Source organism: Paraglaciecola sp. L3A3 (genome assembly GCF_009796765.1).
GTDB lineage: Bacteria > Pseudomonadota > Gammaproteobacteria > Enterobacterales > Alteromonadaceae > Paraglaciecola.
The window spans coordinates 4464144-4479967 of the sequence record NZ_CP047023.1 but is presented as its reverse complement, the minus strand read 5'-3'; the positions used below and the strand labels follow the sequence as shown (position 1 = coordinate 4479967).

The 15824-nt window shown below is 40.4% G+C and carries 12 protein-coding genes and 1 riboswitch; all 12 genes read right to left on the bottom strand.

Annotated features, from left to right (window positions below; translation table 11 throughout):
• Positions 1-9: 9 nt before the first annotated feature.
• Complete coding sequence (atzF, locus tag GQR87_RS18530) at positions 10-1821, bottom strand: allophanate hydrolase (RefSeq protein WP_158971938.1); 1812 nt, start codon at positions 1819-1821, stop codon at positions 10-12.
• Between the two features lie 9 nt (positions 1822-1830).
• Positions 1831-5484, bottom strand: a complete 3654-nt coding sequence (uca, locus tag GQR87_RS18525; RefSeq protein ID WP_158971936.1) for an urea carboxylase — start codon at positions 5482-5484, stop codon at positions 1831-1833.
• 96 nt (positions 5485-5580) lie between these two features.
• On the bottom strand, positions 5581-6228 hold the full coding sequence (locus GQR87_RS18520) for an urea amidolyase associated protein UAAP2 (RefSeq protein WP_158971934.1): 648 nt from the start codon (positions 6226-6228) through the stop codon (positions 5581-5583).
• Between the two features lie 29 nt (positions 6229-6257).
• The gene (locus GQR87_RS18515; protein ID WP_158971932.1) at positions 6258-7001 is read right to left on the bottom strand and encodes an urea amidolyase associated protein UAAP1; all 744 of its coding nucleotides are present in this window, start codon (positions 6999-7001) and stop codon (positions 6258-6260) included.
• A gap of 1 nt (position 7002) precedes the next feature.
• On the bottom strand, positions 7003-7773 hold the full coding sequence (locus GQR87_RS18510) for an ABC transporter ATP-binding protein (protein ID WP_158971931.1): 771 nt from the start codon (positions 7771-7773) through the stop codon (positions 7003-7005).
• Positions 7774-7811: 38 nt separating this feature from the next.
• Positions 7812-8636, bottom strand: coding sequence for an ABC transporter permease (locus tag GQR87_RS18505; RefSeq protein WP_158971930.1), 825 nt, complete (start codon positions 8634-8636; stop codon positions 7812-7814).
• 96 nt (positions 8637-8732) lie between these two features.
• Positions 8733-9785 (bottom strand): putative urea ABC transporter substrate-binding protein, encoded by a 1053-nt coding sequence (locus tag GQR87_RS18500; protein ID WP_158971929.1) that lies wholly within the window; start codon positions 9783-9785, stop codon positions 8733-8735.
• 56 nt (positions 9786-9841) lie between these two features.
• Positions 9842-9971: riboswitch (guanidine-I (ykkC/yxkD leader) on the bottom strand.
• Between the two features lie 187 nt (positions 9972-10158).
• Positions 10159-11055: a LysR family transcriptional regulator gene (locus GQR87_RS18495; protein ID WP_158971928.1), complete on the bottom strand. Its 897-nt coding sequence runs from the start codon at positions 11053-11055 to the stop codon at positions 10159-10161.
• 117 nt (positions 11056-11172) lie between these two features.
• The gene (locus GQR87_RS18490) at positions 11173-12831 is read right to left on the bottom strand and encodes a response regulator (protein WP_158971926.1); all 1659 of its coding nucleotides are present in this window, start codon (positions 12829-12831) and stop codon (positions 11173-11175) included.
• 9 nt (positions 12832-12840) lie between these two features.
• Entirely contained in the window at positions 12841-14604 is a 1764-nt protein-coding gene (locus tag GQR87_RS18485) for a TIGR03545 family protein (protein WP_158971924.1), read from the bottom strand.
• A 3-nt stretch (positions 14605-14607) separates the two neighbouring features.
• Positions 14608-15111: a TIGR03546 family protein gene (locus GQR87_RS18480; RefSeq protein WP_158971922.1), complete on the bottom strand. Its 504-nt coding sequence runs from the start codon at positions 15109-15111 to the stop codon at positions 14608-14610.
• Between the two features lie 40 nt (positions 15112-15151).
• The gene (locus GQR87_RS18475; protein WP_158971920.1) at positions 15152-15760 is read right to left on the bottom strand and encodes a TIGR04211 family SH3 domain-containing protein; all 609 of its coding nucleotides are present in this window, start codon (positions 15758-15760) and stop codon (positions 15152-15154) included.
• Positions 15761-15824 lie beyond the last annotated feature (64 nt).

Sequence of the window (15824 nt, the reverse complement as noted above, 5' to 3'; positions counted from 1 at the left end):
AGCAAACACCTACCGTGCAGCGCAATACCCCCGCCACCCACTAAACTCACTAATATCAGTACCTATCTCAGCGGCATACCCTTCGGCGATAAAACCTGTGAGGATTTCACCGGTTTCTAGTTCTACTTGGCCTATACCTAATGGTGCGGCTATGCCTTGTACAAATGAACCAAATTCACTGATGGGCATTGACCAAACCTCAACTTCAAACGTACTGCCATTGCCTTTAGTGCGAATTAAGGCTGGGCGTTCTACTTTGCCTGCTACTGCGTACATTTTATATTTAGCAGCGGTTTTGGCCGTGGATTTAAATATGGCCCCTCGGTCGGTAAGTTGCCAATTAAGTGGCATATCCGATAAGTGAACGCCTGCTACCACTATGTCTATGTAACCTTTGCTTGGTGCTAAGCTTGTGGCTTGTGTTTGGTAGGGGAGCTGGGTGGCACCTAAGGGTAGTTGATTATGCTGACGTAAGCGGCTAGCTAAAGTTAATAACTTTTGGTCTGTCATAGCAGGGCTGAATAAGGTCACCCCAAATGGCATATCGGCTTGGGTAAATGACATAGGTACCGCTATGGCAGCAAAGTCGAGTAAGTTCATAAAATTGGTGTAATAACCCAATTGTGAATTACGCAAAATTGGCTCTTCGGCTATTTCGGCCAAAGTAAAATGTCGGCCCGCTGTAGGTGACATAAATACATCGACACCAGCCATTAACTTGTCTGCTAGCTGTTTTAAATCTTGTAACTTGTACAAGGCGTTAAAGGTGTCGGTGGCCTTGGGTTTCTCACCGGCACTAATAATAGTGCGAGTCACATCCATCATGGCTTCAGGTTTGTTGGTGATAATATCTTGGGTGGCTACATAACGCTCTGCAACCCATGGACCTTCGTATAATAGTTTGGCGGCATCGAGTAATGGGGCAAAGTCAACTTCGACTTTACTGCCACCTATGGCTTCTAATTGTTTGATGGCATCTAGGTAGCCTTGTTGGTAGTCATCACTACCAAAAAAGGCCAGTTGTCTTGGCAGCGGCACGGCGAAGGTAAACTTAGCTGGATAGTTTACTGCCCCTTGATTAGAGATAGGATTGGGTCGTGCAAAGCCATCAGTACTATCAAAATTGGCGGCTACCGAAAATACAGTTTGTGCGTCTTCTGCGGTTAAACTAAAAATACTCACGCAATCTAAACTTCGGCAAGCAGGCACCACACCTGTGGTCGACAACAAACCTTTAGAAGGTTTTAAGCCGACCAAGTTGTTGAAACATGCTGGTACTCGTCCCGATCCTGCTGTGTCTGTACCTAGGGCAAAACTGACTAAACCTACAGCTGTGGCGATAGACGAGCCAGAACTCGAACCGCCAGAAATATAGTCTGGATCAAAACTATTGGGAGCCGCACCATAGGGTGAGCGAGTGCCTACTAACCCTGTCGCGAACTGATCTAAGTTAGTTTTACCTAACGGGATAGCCCCAGCTTCAATCAATTGTTGAACCACATAGGCTGATTTTTCTGCCACGTAACTGAATTCTGGGCAGGCAGCTGTAGTAGGTATGCCTGCTAAGTCGATATTATCTTTAATGGCAAAAGGCACGCCCCACAAGGGGCATTCTTCGGGTGTTTTGTTTTCTAACGCCTTAACGTATGGTGCGACTTCTGCTGCTGATAAGATGTGGATCCAGCTTTCTGGGTAATTCTTAGCTTCAGCTAACAATTCGGTAATCAAGGTACTTGGATTAAAGTCACCATTTTTATAGCTTTGTTGTAAGGCCCTAATTGTTAAGTTTAAAGGGGGGCTTAAGTTAATTGGTAATTTCATGATGTCTCCTTAATCTTCAGTTGTATGGGTTGCAAGTACCAACAAAGCTTGGCCGGCTTGTACTTGTTGCCCTGTTTCTACTAGTATTTTTTTCACTATGGCGGCTTCTGGACTGGTGATACCAATTTCCATTTTCATAGACTCTAAGATGATCAAGCTGTCGTTTTCGGCTATGGTATTGCCTTCTGCGGTTTCAATTAACCACACACTACCAGCAGCCGTTGATTCAATAATAAATTCACCTTCGGCCAGTTCTAATTCATCCAGCTCTGTGTCCATAGTATTATCAGCTTGGTAAACTAATTGACCATTAGCTTTCCAATCATTCATTTCTTGTTCGAAAGCTCTTTCGCGCTGCTCAACAAATTTATCAATGTCGCGCTGTTGTTTTGACCACTCAAGGGCCAATTCAGGCATAGATATTGAGCTTTGTTCAATTTTGGGTTGCCATTTGCCAATAGGAAAATCAGCACGGATCTGCTCCAGTTCGTCATGAGAAACCGGATAAAAACGAATTTGGTCAAAAAAGCGTAATAACCAAGGATTTTCAAATACTTCGGTTTGACGGTAGCGGTTCCACATTTGTGCGGTACGTCCTACAAACTGATAGCCACCTGGACCTTCCATGCCATACACACACATATACGCGCCGCCTATGCCCACAGAGTTTTCTGCAGTCCAAGTTCTAGCTGGGTTATATTTGGTGGTGACTAATCGATGGCATGGATTTAACGGTGTAGCAACTGGCGCACCTAAGTACACATCACCTAAACCTAATACTAAATAGCTGGCTTCAAAGACGATATCTTGCACTTGTTGGATGTCAGTTAAGCCATTAATTCGTTTAATAAAATCAATGTTAGATGGACACCAAGGGGCGTCTTTACGGACTGACTGTATGTATTTGTCGATAGCCAACTGGCAGGCTTCGTCGTCCCAACTTAGCGGTAAATGCACTATGCGTGAGGCAAATTCTAATTGGCTAGTATCGCCCAGTGCCTTATCTAGTGCTTTTAACTTGGCGATCAATTTACCGGCGGTCACTATTTGATTATCGAAATGCACTTGTAGTGAACGAATACCTGGGGTGAGTTCTAATACTCCATCAATACATTCTGCCTCAACACTGGTTAACAAGGCTTGAACTCGTGCTCGTAAAGCTAGGTCTAGTACCAGCTCGCCATATTCCACTAATAAAAACTTATCACCGGCTTGGCGGAACACCAGATCAGGCTCGCCGTCTTCGGTGACCAAGGTATCTAAAATAGGTGAACTAATAGGCACAGCTTGATAATCACAAGCTTGTGGGGTTAATGCTTGTAGTTGCTTATTTTGTGCTTGTTCAACTTGTTGTGCCGCGGCTAAGTCGACTATTTCAAAACGTACTTTATCGCCACCTTTAAATTGACCAAGTTTCCATAAATCGGCAGAAATCACGGTGAAGGGACAAACAAAACCTCCTAAACTGGGGCCGTCTGGGCCTAAAATGACTGGCATATCACCGGTAAAGTCTACCGTACCAAAGGCATAAGCATTATCGTGAATGTTAGACGGATGTAAGCCTGCCTCACCACCACTTTCACGGGCCCATTCGGGTTTAGGGCCTATCAAGCGAATACCTGTTCGACTTGAATTGTAGTGTACTTCCCATTCATGTTGGTGGATGGTTTCAATGTCTTTATCAGTGAAAAAATCAGGTGCGCCATGTGGCCCCGACATCACTCGCAATGACCAAGTATGTTCAATTTTTGCTGCCAATTCTTCACTGGCAGGTAAAGAAAATGTGATGTGCTTGGCTTGGTTGTCTATGAGTTGAATAAAATCGCCAGTACGTAATGCACGACCACAATGTCCACCAAATTGACCTAAAGTAAAGGTGCTTTTGCTGCCTAGATATTCAGGGCACTGAATGCCGCCACTTATGGCCAAATAAGCCCGGGCGCCAGCGTCTTTTACTGAGCCTATTTTTAATGTTTGTCCAGCAGCAATATTGATGACTTGGTTCATGGCATAACTTTGTTCATCTAACTTTATGTCAATATCTGCGCCACACACAATCACTTGGCTGGCTTGATGGAATAACAGAGATGGGCCTTGAATGGTGATTTCTAAACCAGCAGCATCTTGAGTATTACCCAATAAGCGATTAGCTAAATTAAACGAATAAAAATCGAAAGGGCCAGATGGTGGCACACCAATATTCCAATAACCTGAACGGGCAGGGTAATCCTGAATAGTGGTCATTGTGCCGGGTTTGATTACTTCAAAACCTGCAAAGCTTGCATGAATGTTATCTAGGCTACGAGTGAATATTTTTCCGTCTGCAAACAGCTCTGTTTGCAAAATATCTCGCACATAATCAATGTTAGTGATGATGCCGTACAAGTGGCTATTTGTTAAGGCGTTGTCTAACTGCTCAATGGCTTGTTGTCTGTTTTCGGCTTTTACTTGCACTTTGGCTAACATAGGGTCAAAAAACGGTGACACTTCAATGCCAGCTTCAATCCAATGGTCAATACGTAAAGTGTCTGTGCTGGTGAAATGCTGCTCTGGCCATTCAACTTGGGTTAATAAACCTGATGACGGTTGAAAGTTTTTAGCCGGGTTTTCAGCGTAAATTCTAGCTTGAATAGCATGGCCTTGGCTGACTAAATTATCGATGGCACTTAGGTCTGTGGCTGTTAATGACTCTTGCTTGGCCATAGTGTCGTCATAGGCGATTTTCAACATCCACTCAACTAGGTCGACATCGAAACAAAGTTCGGTAATACCGTGTTCTACTTGTAAGCGAGTGTTTACTTCTAAAAAGTAAAACTGCTGACTTTGTTGATCAAATATATACTCAACCGTACCGGCATTTAGGTAGTTAATCGACGCCATTAGCTGTTTAGCTGTGGCATACATTTGTTGTCTTATTTCATCAGACAAATTAGGGGCGGGGGTTTCTTCTACTACCTTTTGGTTTCGTCTTTGGCTTGAGCAATCTCGTTCACCTAAAGTGACCACTTGCCCAGCACCATTACCTACAACTTGTACTTCAATATGTCTGGCTTGTTGCACAAATTTTTCTAAAAACACGCCGTCGTTAGAGAAGTTCTGTGCGCCTAAATATTTTACATTAGTAAAGGCTTTTTCTAGCTGACTCTTATCATCACACCTTTGCATGCCTATGCCACCACCACCGGCTGTGCTTTTCAGCATAACGGGGTAACCTACTTGTTCAGCAAAAGACACGACTTCGGCTAAATCTGCTAATAAACCACTGCCTGGCACTAAAGGTACACCGGCTTGTTCAGCTAAGTCACGGGCTTGATGTTTTAAGCCAAAGTCGATCATTTGTTGTGGTCTAGGCCCAATAAAGGTAATGCCATGACTTTGTAATTTTTCACTGAAGTCAGCATTTTCACTTAAAAAACCATATCCAGGGTGAATAGCGTCAGCCCCTGTTTGTTTAGCGATATCGATGATTTTTTGTTGATCTAAATAGGTTTGGCTAGCAGAACCTTGGCCTAAGCTAAAGGCTTGGTCGGCTTGACGCACATGTAATGACTCTCTATCCGCTTCGGCGTATACGGCAATACTTTTGATGCCTAATTTTTTTAGGGTGCGAATGATACGGCAGGCGATAGCGCCTCGGTTGGCAATTAATACTGTCTTAAACATAATCAAAGACTCATCAAATGTGGGTCGTCCCACTGATTATTTGGGTCAAGCAGGTCGTCCTACTCACCATTAATTTTTACTTAACCTGAGCTTAGGTTACTTAGCTTGATCCCAAATCAATACTTCAACAGGTGTAGGGTTGTAAGCATTACAAGGGTTATTCAATTGTGGGCAATTAGAAATCAACATTATTGTGTCCATCAGGGCTTCTAATTCTACGTATTTTCCTGCACCACTTATGCCGTCTGCAAAGCTGAGTTTGCCTTCAGCGGTAATAGGTACGTTCATAAAAAAGTTGATGTTGTGAGTAATGTCACTCTTATCCATGCCTAACTCTTCGTTTTCGGCAATAGCCAGTAACCAGCTATCGCGACAAGCATGCATACATTTTTTTTCTAGCTGATAACGCACAGTGTTACTTTCTGTGGCACATGCGCCACCTAAAGTGTCGTGACGACCACAAGTGTCAGCGACAATTTTCAATAATGGATTACAGTCGTTGGTCATTAACACGCTACCAGCGGTTAAATATACATTGCCTTGCTCACGTATGGTGTCGATGGCGCTGTAGCGTTCGCTGATATCGTTAGCGTTATAAAATAAGGTGTCGGCAGCTTGATTGCCTTCAATATCTAGAATACGCACAGTTTGGCCTTGTTTTACTACCTTGAGGTAATAGTCGCCAGCGTCGACTATGTCACGGATCACTGCGTCTTCTGCTTGTAATTGGCTTGCTAAAATCATCTTGTTCTGTTCCTGTTTTAAAAGTCGGCCTATAAACCCAAATGGTATAAACGATTATTTTCAAAACCTCTTTGGTTCTCTGCACAGGCGTTTTTACATAAGTCGTCTTCACCTATCTCTGCTGATTTGAATATTTGGTATTCAACCGGTTTAAATGGGTAGTCTGTAGCTGGATTGAGTGGGTGAGGGCAAGTATGTAATAATACGATTGTGTCCATTTCAAAACGCAGCTCTACCGAGTCGCCAGCTTGGCTGTGATTGGTTTGATAGGTCAAGTTGCCTTCATCATCAGGGGCAATACAACTAAATAAATTTAGGTTGGCCGCTAGGTCTCTTTTACTTAGGCCATACTTAGTGGCTTCGATTAAAAACGCATCATTGCCATTTTGCAGCCAGTTGTTTCTATCTTTTTGATAGTCTTTTTCGCCCCATTGAGCGTCGACTATTTTACGGTTACTGTTGCCGCATACCGTGTCGTGCCAGCCCAAGGTGTCTTCGGTTATAGAGCAAAAAATACGTCCCATATCTGAATATAAACAGTGGCCTTTAGTTAATTTAAATGTGTGTTGGCCCTTTAACGTATCGGGTGCATTGTAACGCTCTAATAAATTTTCAGGGTTATAAAACAACATGCCTAAGTTGGCGCCACCTTCTTTGTCTATTAAACGTAAGCTGGTGCCGCGACGCATGCGCATGGACCAATGTTTACCACCGGGTAGGGTATCTTGATACAAAATTGGCTGTTGTAAATCTTGCGTATTAGACTGGCTCATATTATTTGTGTCTCACTTTTTCAATCATTTTGTTGACGTCTTCTTTATTGCCACGAGACGCTAATGGCAGATCAAAGGTGACCTGAGCACCGTAAGCATTGGGCGCTTGTGGATCATCTCGTAATTTGTCGAACACCCAGAGGCGTGAACCCAATTCGAAGCCTTCTTTTATGTCGTGGGTGACCATAAAAATAGTCAGTTTATTTTTTTGCCAAATATCATGGATTAACTCATGCATATCGCCGCGAATACCTGGATCAAGGGCACCAAAAGGTTCATCTAATAACAATACTTTGGGCGCTTTCATCAGGGCTTGGGCAATAGCTAATCTTTGTTGCATACCACCAGATAATTCGTGTGGATATTTAGCAATGGCCGGAGAAAGCCCCACAGCTTGTATAAAATCTAGGGCTTTTTCTTTGATTTGTTTTTTAGTGTTACCGAATGTCCAACCTAAAACCTTGGCTTGTGAAAACTCGTCGGCAATCATCACATTCTGTAAAACCGTTAAATGTGGGAAAACTGAATATTTTTGAAATACTATGCCACGATCTGCATCAGGCTCATCGTTTAATGTTTTACCATCAAGCACTATTGAACCTTTGCTAGGTTGTTCACGGCCAAGTAACATGTTTAAAAAGGTTGATTTACCACAACCTGAGGCTCCCACCATAGATACAAACTCACCTTGCTCTACCTCTAAATTAAGGCGTTCAAGTACCAAGTTATCATCGTAGGATTTCCATACATTTTTAATAGAGATAAAGCTCATGGCGATTTCCTTACTATTCTTTTTGACGACAAAGCGCGTTATTTACTGCTTTCGATTGAGTGGTACCAAGGAAAAGCTTTTTCTGAGGTTTTTCTTAATAGGTAGTCCATTAAAAACGCTAGTAAGGTAATCCAAATTACGTATGGAAAAATTACATCCATAGACATATATCTACGTACTAAAAATATGCGATAACCTAGACCTTCTTGTGCCGCAATAGCTTCTGCTGCGATCAAGAATAACCAAGCGGCCCCTAAGGATAAACGCATTGAAGCCAATAAACGTGGCAGGATCTGCGGTAATATCACCCGTAAGCTGACCAACCAAGTAGAAGCCCCTAAGGTTTGTGCTTTGATTAATTGTTCTGCGGGAAGTTGTCTAACGTGAGATTGCATATCGCGCATCATCACCGGCGCAGTACCTATGATAATTAACATCACTTTAGCCAGTTCACCCAAACCAAAACTGATAAACAGTATGGGTAAAATAGCCATAGGTGGAATAAGCGATAACACTGTGATCAGTGGAGATAATCCTGAGCGGGCTACAGGTATTAAACCTGTCAATATGCCGATCAATAAACCAGATAGGGCGCTGATACAAATACCTATACTGAGTCTGTACAAGCTGGCAGAGGTATCTTGCCAAAATAGGTATTCACCAGTACGTTTATTTTCAGTAAAGGCTAATCTATCCACTGCACTGTATATTTGACTAAAACTTGGCAATAATTTGTCATTGGGATTTTCCACTAAACGGTCTGCCGAAGCGGACCAATAAACAAAAAATATAATGATGAATGGCAACAGACTCAAAAAAATGTTCAAAGGTTTTGATGGCACTATGTTCATGATCTTTTTCATGATAAAAACCTTAAATAAATGTGATTGTGAAGAGTATCGATTTCATTTGAGAAGCGGATTAATAACTGGTTTTAGCTATTAATTCGCACCCATTTTTTACAATTTACCGTCAGCTGCCATTTGCATGAAGCTAGGATCGAATCGTAATTGAATATTGTTTTTATCACCAACTATGCCGGCAGGCGTTTCGATACCAATAAAGCCCGCATCTGCTGCTCCGTCACCTAATAGGCCGTGATCAAAAGAGAATTTAGCTACATATTCCATGGTTTTAGGTAATTGTGCGCTATTAGTAAATTTAACTGCTTCAGCTGGAGTGTAAAACATTTTGGTGGTAGCAAGTTGAGCATTATAGCCTGCTAAGTCAGTGCCAGACGCCACTGCCATTTCAGTTAATACTGTGTTGTTACCTTGCATTTTACTCATGATTTCATACCAAGCCCCAACCAAAGCTTTGCCTAGTTTAGGATTGGCTTTTAATGTGTCACTGTTGACTACTAGTAAGTCGATTATTTCGCCAGGGATCATAGAAGAATCAAACACTTTTGTGGTTTTAGGCATTTTTTCAATTTCAGATAATAATGGATTCCATGTTACTACTGAGGTCACATCGTCCGTGGTGTAAGCTGCCACCAAATCGGCATCAGAAGTATTAACTACTTTGACATCTCGCTCTTGTAACCCGACAGTTTCTAAGGCACGAGCTAACAAATAATGAGACACACTGAGCTCAACTAAGTTAATTTGCTGGCCTTTAATGTCTTTTAGTGAGCTTTTATCTTTTAGTACTACACCATCGTTACCGTTAGAAAAGTCACCTACTACTAACGCTGTGCTGTCTACAAAACTGGCTGAAGGTATGGTTAACGCATCCATGTTAGTCATAGTGCAAGCATCAAACTCGCCGGCTGTGTATTGATTGATAGATTCGATGTAATCGTTGATTTGTACCACATCTATTTCGATGTCGTATTTGTCAGCCCATTTTTTAACTATGCCAGATGAATCACCGTATTCCCATGGCATCCAACCCACATAAATAGACCAGCACACAGAAAATTTGTCTTTTGCGAATGAGTTAGCAGAAGCCAATAAGGTTAGTGTTAATAGTGCTGTTTTAAAAAGTCGCGCAGTTTTAAATTTTTTCACAGGAACATCTCCAAAGTTTACACAGATTTAAGTTAGCAAGAGGCTTATATAAACTAACCTCCCGGGCTTTTATCCCTCCGTGTAACCCTTTGCAGAAGCAAGATATTCATTACTGAATATGTACTGGGTTGATAACTCTCGGACCAGACATTTATTAAATAAATCGGAACCCTAGTTATCTATTTAGAATTTAAGTCGAATTAGTTAGGTCGGCATATCAATACAAATAAGCATTGGATCTGGTTCGCTAAATATTTCGCCTCAAGCTTTGAGCTGATTAAATCAGTAAGTAGTGATGTTGTATAGCGTTAATTTTACACACGTGTGATGCGATTATTGCATCACGTTCGATTTTTACCGTTTTTGGTACTGATTAACCAGATTCTAATGTTGTGACTAGTTGTTGGGCAAACTTAGCTGCAGCAACGGGTAGAGTACGACCTTTAAGCTGACCAACATAGACTTCGCCGGGGGGAAGGTCATTTTCATCAACTTTTATGGCGGTCATATTCATAAAGCTTAGATCTTCAGGTAAACCCACTTCAATTTGAAATGTAATATATTTACCTAACGAAGCTTTATAGCGCAAAAATTCAAAGCTATCGGATTCGATTGCGGGTTTAAGCTTATAAAAAGCTCTATCGGCTTTTTTATCTAATATACGTCTTAGTCCGTATTCTTTGGTTGGCAAAGCTAAAGGGTATTCAAGGCATTCACTTAGTTTGATGATGTCTTTGCCTGCAAGTTCATGATCTTTCGATACTATTGCATAAGTGGGTTGTTTAGAAACTGACAAAATATGAAAATCTGCCAGTAATACAGGTTCAAAAACCACGGCTATATCGGCATTCATATTGATCAGTTCTTGTTCAGCCGCTTTTCTATCACGTCTTTGCACATTAAAGGTGACATGAGGGTGTAAGTTAGAATATTGATTGATTTGATTGGGTAAAAAGAAAGGCAGCAAGGCTTGGCTGCAAGCAATGCTAATATGTCCTCGTCGTTCACCACGTAAATCTGCTATCTGACTTTTTACTTTTTCAATATCAGTCAGTTGTTCCCGTACATGATGTAAAAATACTTCGCCAGCAGCAGAGAGTTCTACCCCCTTGGGCAGTCTTTCAAATACCTCAGTGCCCAGTTCTTTTTCTAAAGCTAGGATCCGGCGATTTAAGGCTGTAGAGGTTATAGTTAAAGACTTAGCGGCTTTTCTAATGGAGCCAGTTTCAGCAATAGTTTTGAAAAAATAGTAATCTTGCAAGTGGCGCATAGTTTTCTCTAGTGAAAATTATCGTGTAGCTTGATGAAGCATCACTCAGTGTTAACAGAGTCTAATACTGAATATCTGAGTGACATAAATGCTTTTGTAAGTTCTAACAATTTAGAATTATTTTTTTGTTATACCTGACGCTTCTTCATCAGAAGAAAAAACATATATATCGGCTTTTTTCACAATACGTTCAACAATTTGCTCAAGCCGCTTGGTATTACTTGTATTCAATTCCCGATTTTGCATTTCTGCCAGAAATTCTAAGGTGTTGACTGTTTTGTATTCAACAAGGCTGGCATCTACCATGCTCTGTAATAGGTTTAAGCTAAAAGCCATTTCTCGTGGGAAAAGCATATAAGCTTGATAAAAATCTGCAGAGGCTGCTTTGTATTGTTTGTCGGCAAATTTTTCCAGACCAGATTTGTTGAATTTAACCGCTTCTGGTCTTCTTTCTCCGATAGCTTCTTCACTTTTTATGACCAACATATTAGCAGTAGTTTTCGTGTTACCTTCATCAATGTTTTTCAGTTTTTCTTTACTAAGTGCTAAACATTCTTTGGCTTTTTCTGTGTTACCGACATTTCTCCAAGCATGTATTGCATCAGTAATAGTGGATATTTCAGCTTCATGTAAATCTTCCATACCATCGCGAGATAATATCTCGTTTGACTTGTCAATTTTGCCTTCTAAAAATGCTGCTGTGGCTAACAAATAATCTTTTTTCTGTGAAAGGCTTGGGTCAGACACTTTCCTACCAGCAGCACCAATTAGATATTTGGCTACTTGTAGATCGGATGTACGCTCAGAGTTATGTTTTAATTCGGCCTCAGACAAATAACAACGAGCTAAATCTAGCGATATCTCATCGTATCTTTCGCGAATAGAACGATTTGATTCACGTTTTTTCTCTAATAAAGAAATGGCTTCTTTACCCCGCTCTTGAGCTTGGTAGATATAAGCTTTTAAACGTGCAGCAGGAATCGATAGTTCACCCTCACGGATTTGTTGCATGTAGTTTTCGGCTTTATTGTATTGGTTATTACCGACACTAATTCGAGCCAACCACTCACAGGCTTTGTCATTAGTGAGTTGAGACTCTGTCAGTTCGTGTAATAAAGCTTCACTTTCTTCTACATGACCATCTAAAAATAAATTCTGTACTAGTCCCCATTTTGCCCAAATGACTTTATTTGAACGTCGCAAAATTTCTTTATAATGTATCGCCGCTTCAGAATATCGCTCTAGTTTGGTTAAGATACGTGCTCGTAGTTTTATTAACGAACTGCGTTTTCGGCCTATATGATGTTGTTCTAATAAAATATCTAATACGGCTAAAGCTTGTGCAAAATTATCTTCATCCATCAGCCTGTATATGGGCAGAAGAAAATTATGCATTGTAAGACAACTTGATATATTTTTTATCATGTTACTAATGGTGTAAGGCTTAATAACTAAAGCCTCTGGATGTACATCAACAATTTGCCCAATAATCATTGGTAAACGATCTGAGGTAACAAACATGACACAAGTTGCTCGAGTGAGATAACCCTGTTGCTGTAACTCTTGTAAGACTTCTACCCCGTTTTTATTTTGACCGAGGTGAAAGTCCATTAGTACTAGGTCGACTTTATGATGGCGAATATGGGCTTTAAATTCACGACCATTACTGAAACAACCAATTTGACTAAAGCCCATATCCAAAAGATGGTTTCGAAGATTTGCACGAGCCATGCCATTGTCTTCTACTACTGCGACTTTAATCTTATTAAACAACATGGCTAGGTATTATCCAAAAATTTTATTCAGAATTTTTTCTTTTGCTTTGTCTTTCACTTTATCTTTTTGTTTATCGATTACATTATTGAGCTGAGCTTCTAGTAATGTATTTAAACTGTCTATATCACCGTCTGCTAATTTTTCCCACTCCAGCCACTGGCTCATTTCCGCGTTATTATCACCTAACAATCCAGAGGTTTTTTCATTCAACTTTTGTTTTAGATCATCTAATTTGGCTTGTTGTTCGGGAGTAACATTTGCCACTAACGCACTACTTAGTTGTTGATTTAAATCTGAACTAAAAGATAAATCCATATCGCCAAGTGTACCGCCAATATCAGTATTTAATTTTAATTGTGAAAGCTGATTAAGTGTATTGGCCACAATAGTAGTAAGTTTGTTACTACCCACAGCCTCAATTACTAAGTCTTGTAAGTCTACTAATCCGCTACCAGCAAGCATCTCGCCATTAAGGGATAAATCCCCCGTGCTGGATAATAAGCCTTTATTTAAATGACCCGATAACTTGTCTTGTTTAACTAAATCTAAGTCAGATAATTTTAACCCAGATAAGGCCCATTTTTGTTTCGCTTTAGCACCCGATTCGGCTAACCATAAGTCGCCATTGAGTTTCAGTGATTGCCATAAAGAGCTAGCACTTGAGTCAACAGAAAAAATAGTAGGACGACCTAAAACATCATGCTGGTGAGTAATATCTGACCAATGACTTTCGATTATTTCTTGTTGCCATTGCAGCGATATATTGGCTTTTTTGATCCAAAAATCGGGTAATGCAGAGGTATCCGAAAAGCTTATCCATTTCCCCGTTGCCACTTGCTCTGCTTTATCCTGTTCGCCTTTGCTGGCTAACATAGGGCCGACTAAATCAAAGGCAGTTAATGCATAACGGCTCCATTTTCCGACAGATTCGCCAAACACCAAAGAGGTCACATCATCAATAGCATCAAGATCGCCTGCTGCCACTGATTTAAGTTGCTGATAATCTTCAGCTGGAGCTGATTTTAATTTTGCAAGCTGTGGTGAAAGCTCTTTTTTCGCTTCACTTAAGGCTTGTTTAAAGTCTTCTAAAGCTTTTTTGTCTTTTAAAATATCGTCTTTAAGTTGATTAAATTGTTCTTTGGCCGCTAAAAGTTGCGCAGGATCTTTATGATCCATTTCTTTCAGGGCATTCACTCTCTGTTTATATTCGGCCAACTTGTCTTTTTCTGGTAAGGCGGCAAATTGTTGTTTCAGCAAAGGGCTATGTTTTTCGATTACCGCTTGCGAGTCGGCCACTGCTTTAGTGGTTTTAAGAGGTGACTTAGCTAATATTTCGTCAACCGTAGGAACTTTTATACCATCAACAAAACCAGTTGAACTTTCGTTATCAGCTGTTTCTGTGTCTAGATAAACTTCGCCAGCAGAGGCTCTCTCGGTATTGAATTGACTGTTATTAACGGTTAATTCATCAATGATAATTTTGCGCAATAATAATGGCGCCAGATCAATTTTGGCTGAAATAGTTTCTGCTGAAAAATGGTTATTGATTGGCTCTTTGGGATCGGTAAATTCTACCTGATGTAAAGTTATGCCGAAGGGAGAGAATTTATGCTCCACTTGGCTGATATTGACTTCAGCGCCGTTAAGTTCAGAAAAACTTTTTTCAGCGGCGATTTTTATCCAAAAATCCAGAAACAAAATACTAATCGCGGCTATCAAGCCCACAATCACAACGAATGCCACTAAGCCTGGCCAGCGAATAATTGACTTCATAGGTTATTCTCCAAGCCTTTGATAAATATTATAAAAACCCGATCCTTTAATGATTTTGATAATTCTTAATTGATTCACCCATTGCATAAACGTTAGGCGATACTTTTCTACTAACTTTTTACTTAGTAGCAAAGCGAAAGGGAATAGAATAACTGCCACTAATACGCTACCTATGGTCAGTGTATGGTAAAACTGAGTTAATTGACCAAGGTAAGTATTGTAGAAAGCAGTCCAGGCACCTTGCAGGTTTTCAGCTAATAATAAAGACTCACCCAAATTGGCAAAGCTCGAAGTTAGCGGTAAGGCAATCAGTGAAAAAGCCGACCACGAAACTAAAAATGCACTGATATTAATTCGACAAAAAAGTACCACAAACAGTATAACTAATGAATGCAGACCGAGTAATGGGGTCAACCCCATTATCATGCCTAAAGATAAGCCTAATGCTAGCTGCCAAGGGGAGGCATCAGAATTAAGCGCTTTTAATAATTTAGCTAATAAACCCATCACTATTTCCTATAAAAATTATGCAAAGATAAAAAGTTTTTTACATCCATTTGTCGTTTCTACGACGTTTTTTAGGTAAATAAGTAATGATGATACCCAGGATTAAACTCACTAAGGCCAAAATACCGCCTCGAGTCAGCCATTCCATTTCTGCACTTTGGTCATAGTTTTTTAAGGTTTCATTAACTTCTGCATTGGCTTTTTCTGAAGCCGCCAATAACTTTCTCAATTCGGTAACGTCAGCAGTTAACTGTTGAATTTGTTGATACAGACCATCAGTACTGGCTTGTTCAGCTTGTAATGCTTGTTGAGTTTGTTGAACTTGTTCTTTTAATCCAGGTACTAACTCTCTGACGCTTCTATCAAGGTTAATGAAATCAGATTGTACCCAGCCTTTACGGTCTTTATCGTCCATTACTTCGGTAAAATTATTTTCTTTATCTTCATTTAATAAAGTGACTTTAGTACCAGCGGTAACTGAACCTAAAATTCTATAATTTCTACCAGGACCTGCATGTAAATAAGTGAATAAATCGTCTGATATATAACGTGTTTGACCTTCTGTCTCCGTTGACTCTTGTGCAACGAGTGAGGTGTTATAGAAACCACAACTGAATAATAAAAATATAAAAACTATTTGCTTACGCATATCAAAAATCTACTCCTTTTTGTGAACTTAGATGGTATTGCCTGACCAATAGAAAGGCAAGTAA

What these genes read in the sequence shown, in the direction of transcription:
- uca (WP_158971936.1), bottom strand. Translation starts at nt 5,484, where the DNA reads ATGTTTAAGACAGTATTAATTGCCAACCGAGGCGCTATCGCCTGCCGT.
- GQR87_RS18480 (WP_158971922.1), bottom strand. Translation starts at nt 15,111, where the DNA reads ATGGGTTTATTAGCTAAATTATTAAAAGCGCTTAATTCTGATGCCTCC.
- GQR87_RS18510 (WP_158971931.1), bottom strand. Translation starts at nt 7,773, where the DNA reads ATGAGCTTTATCTCTATTAAAAATGTATGGAAATCCTACGATGATAAC.
- GQR87_RS18485 (WP_158971924.1), bottom strand. Translation starts at nt 14,604, where the DNA reads ATGAAGTCAATTATTCGCTGGCCAGGCTTAGTGGCATTCGTTGTGATT.
- GQR87_RS18520 (WP_158971934.1), bottom strand. Translation starts at nt 6,228, where the DNA reads ATGATTTTAGCAAGCCAATTACAAGCAGAAGACGCAGTGATCCGTGAC.
- GQR87_RS18505 (WP_158971930.1), bottom strand. Translation starts at nt 8,636, where the DNA reads ATGAAAAAGATCATGAACATAGTGCCATCAAAACCTTTGAACATTTTT.
- GQR87_RS18490 (WP_158971926.1), bottom strand. Translation starts at nt 12,831, where the DNA reads ATGTTGTTTAATAAGATTAAAGTCGCAGTAGTAGAAGACAATGGCATG.
- GQR87_RS18475 (WP_158971920.1), bottom strand. Translation starts at nt 15,760, where the DNA reads ATGCGTAAGCAAATAGTTTTTATATTTTTATTATTCAGTTGTGGTTTC.
- GQR87_RS18495 (WP_158971928.1), bottom strand. Translation starts at nt 11,055, where the DNA reads ATGCGCCACTTGCAAGATTACTATTTTTTCAAAACTATTGCTGAAACT.
- atzF (WP_158971938.1), bottom strand. Translation starts at nt 1,821, where the DNA reads ATGAAATTACCAATTAACTTAAGCCCCCCTTTAAACTTAACAATTAGG.
- GQR87_RS18515 (WP_158971932.1), bottom strand. Translation starts at nt 7,001, where the DNA reads ATGAGCCAGTCTAATACGCAAGATTTACAACAGCCAATTTTGTATCAA.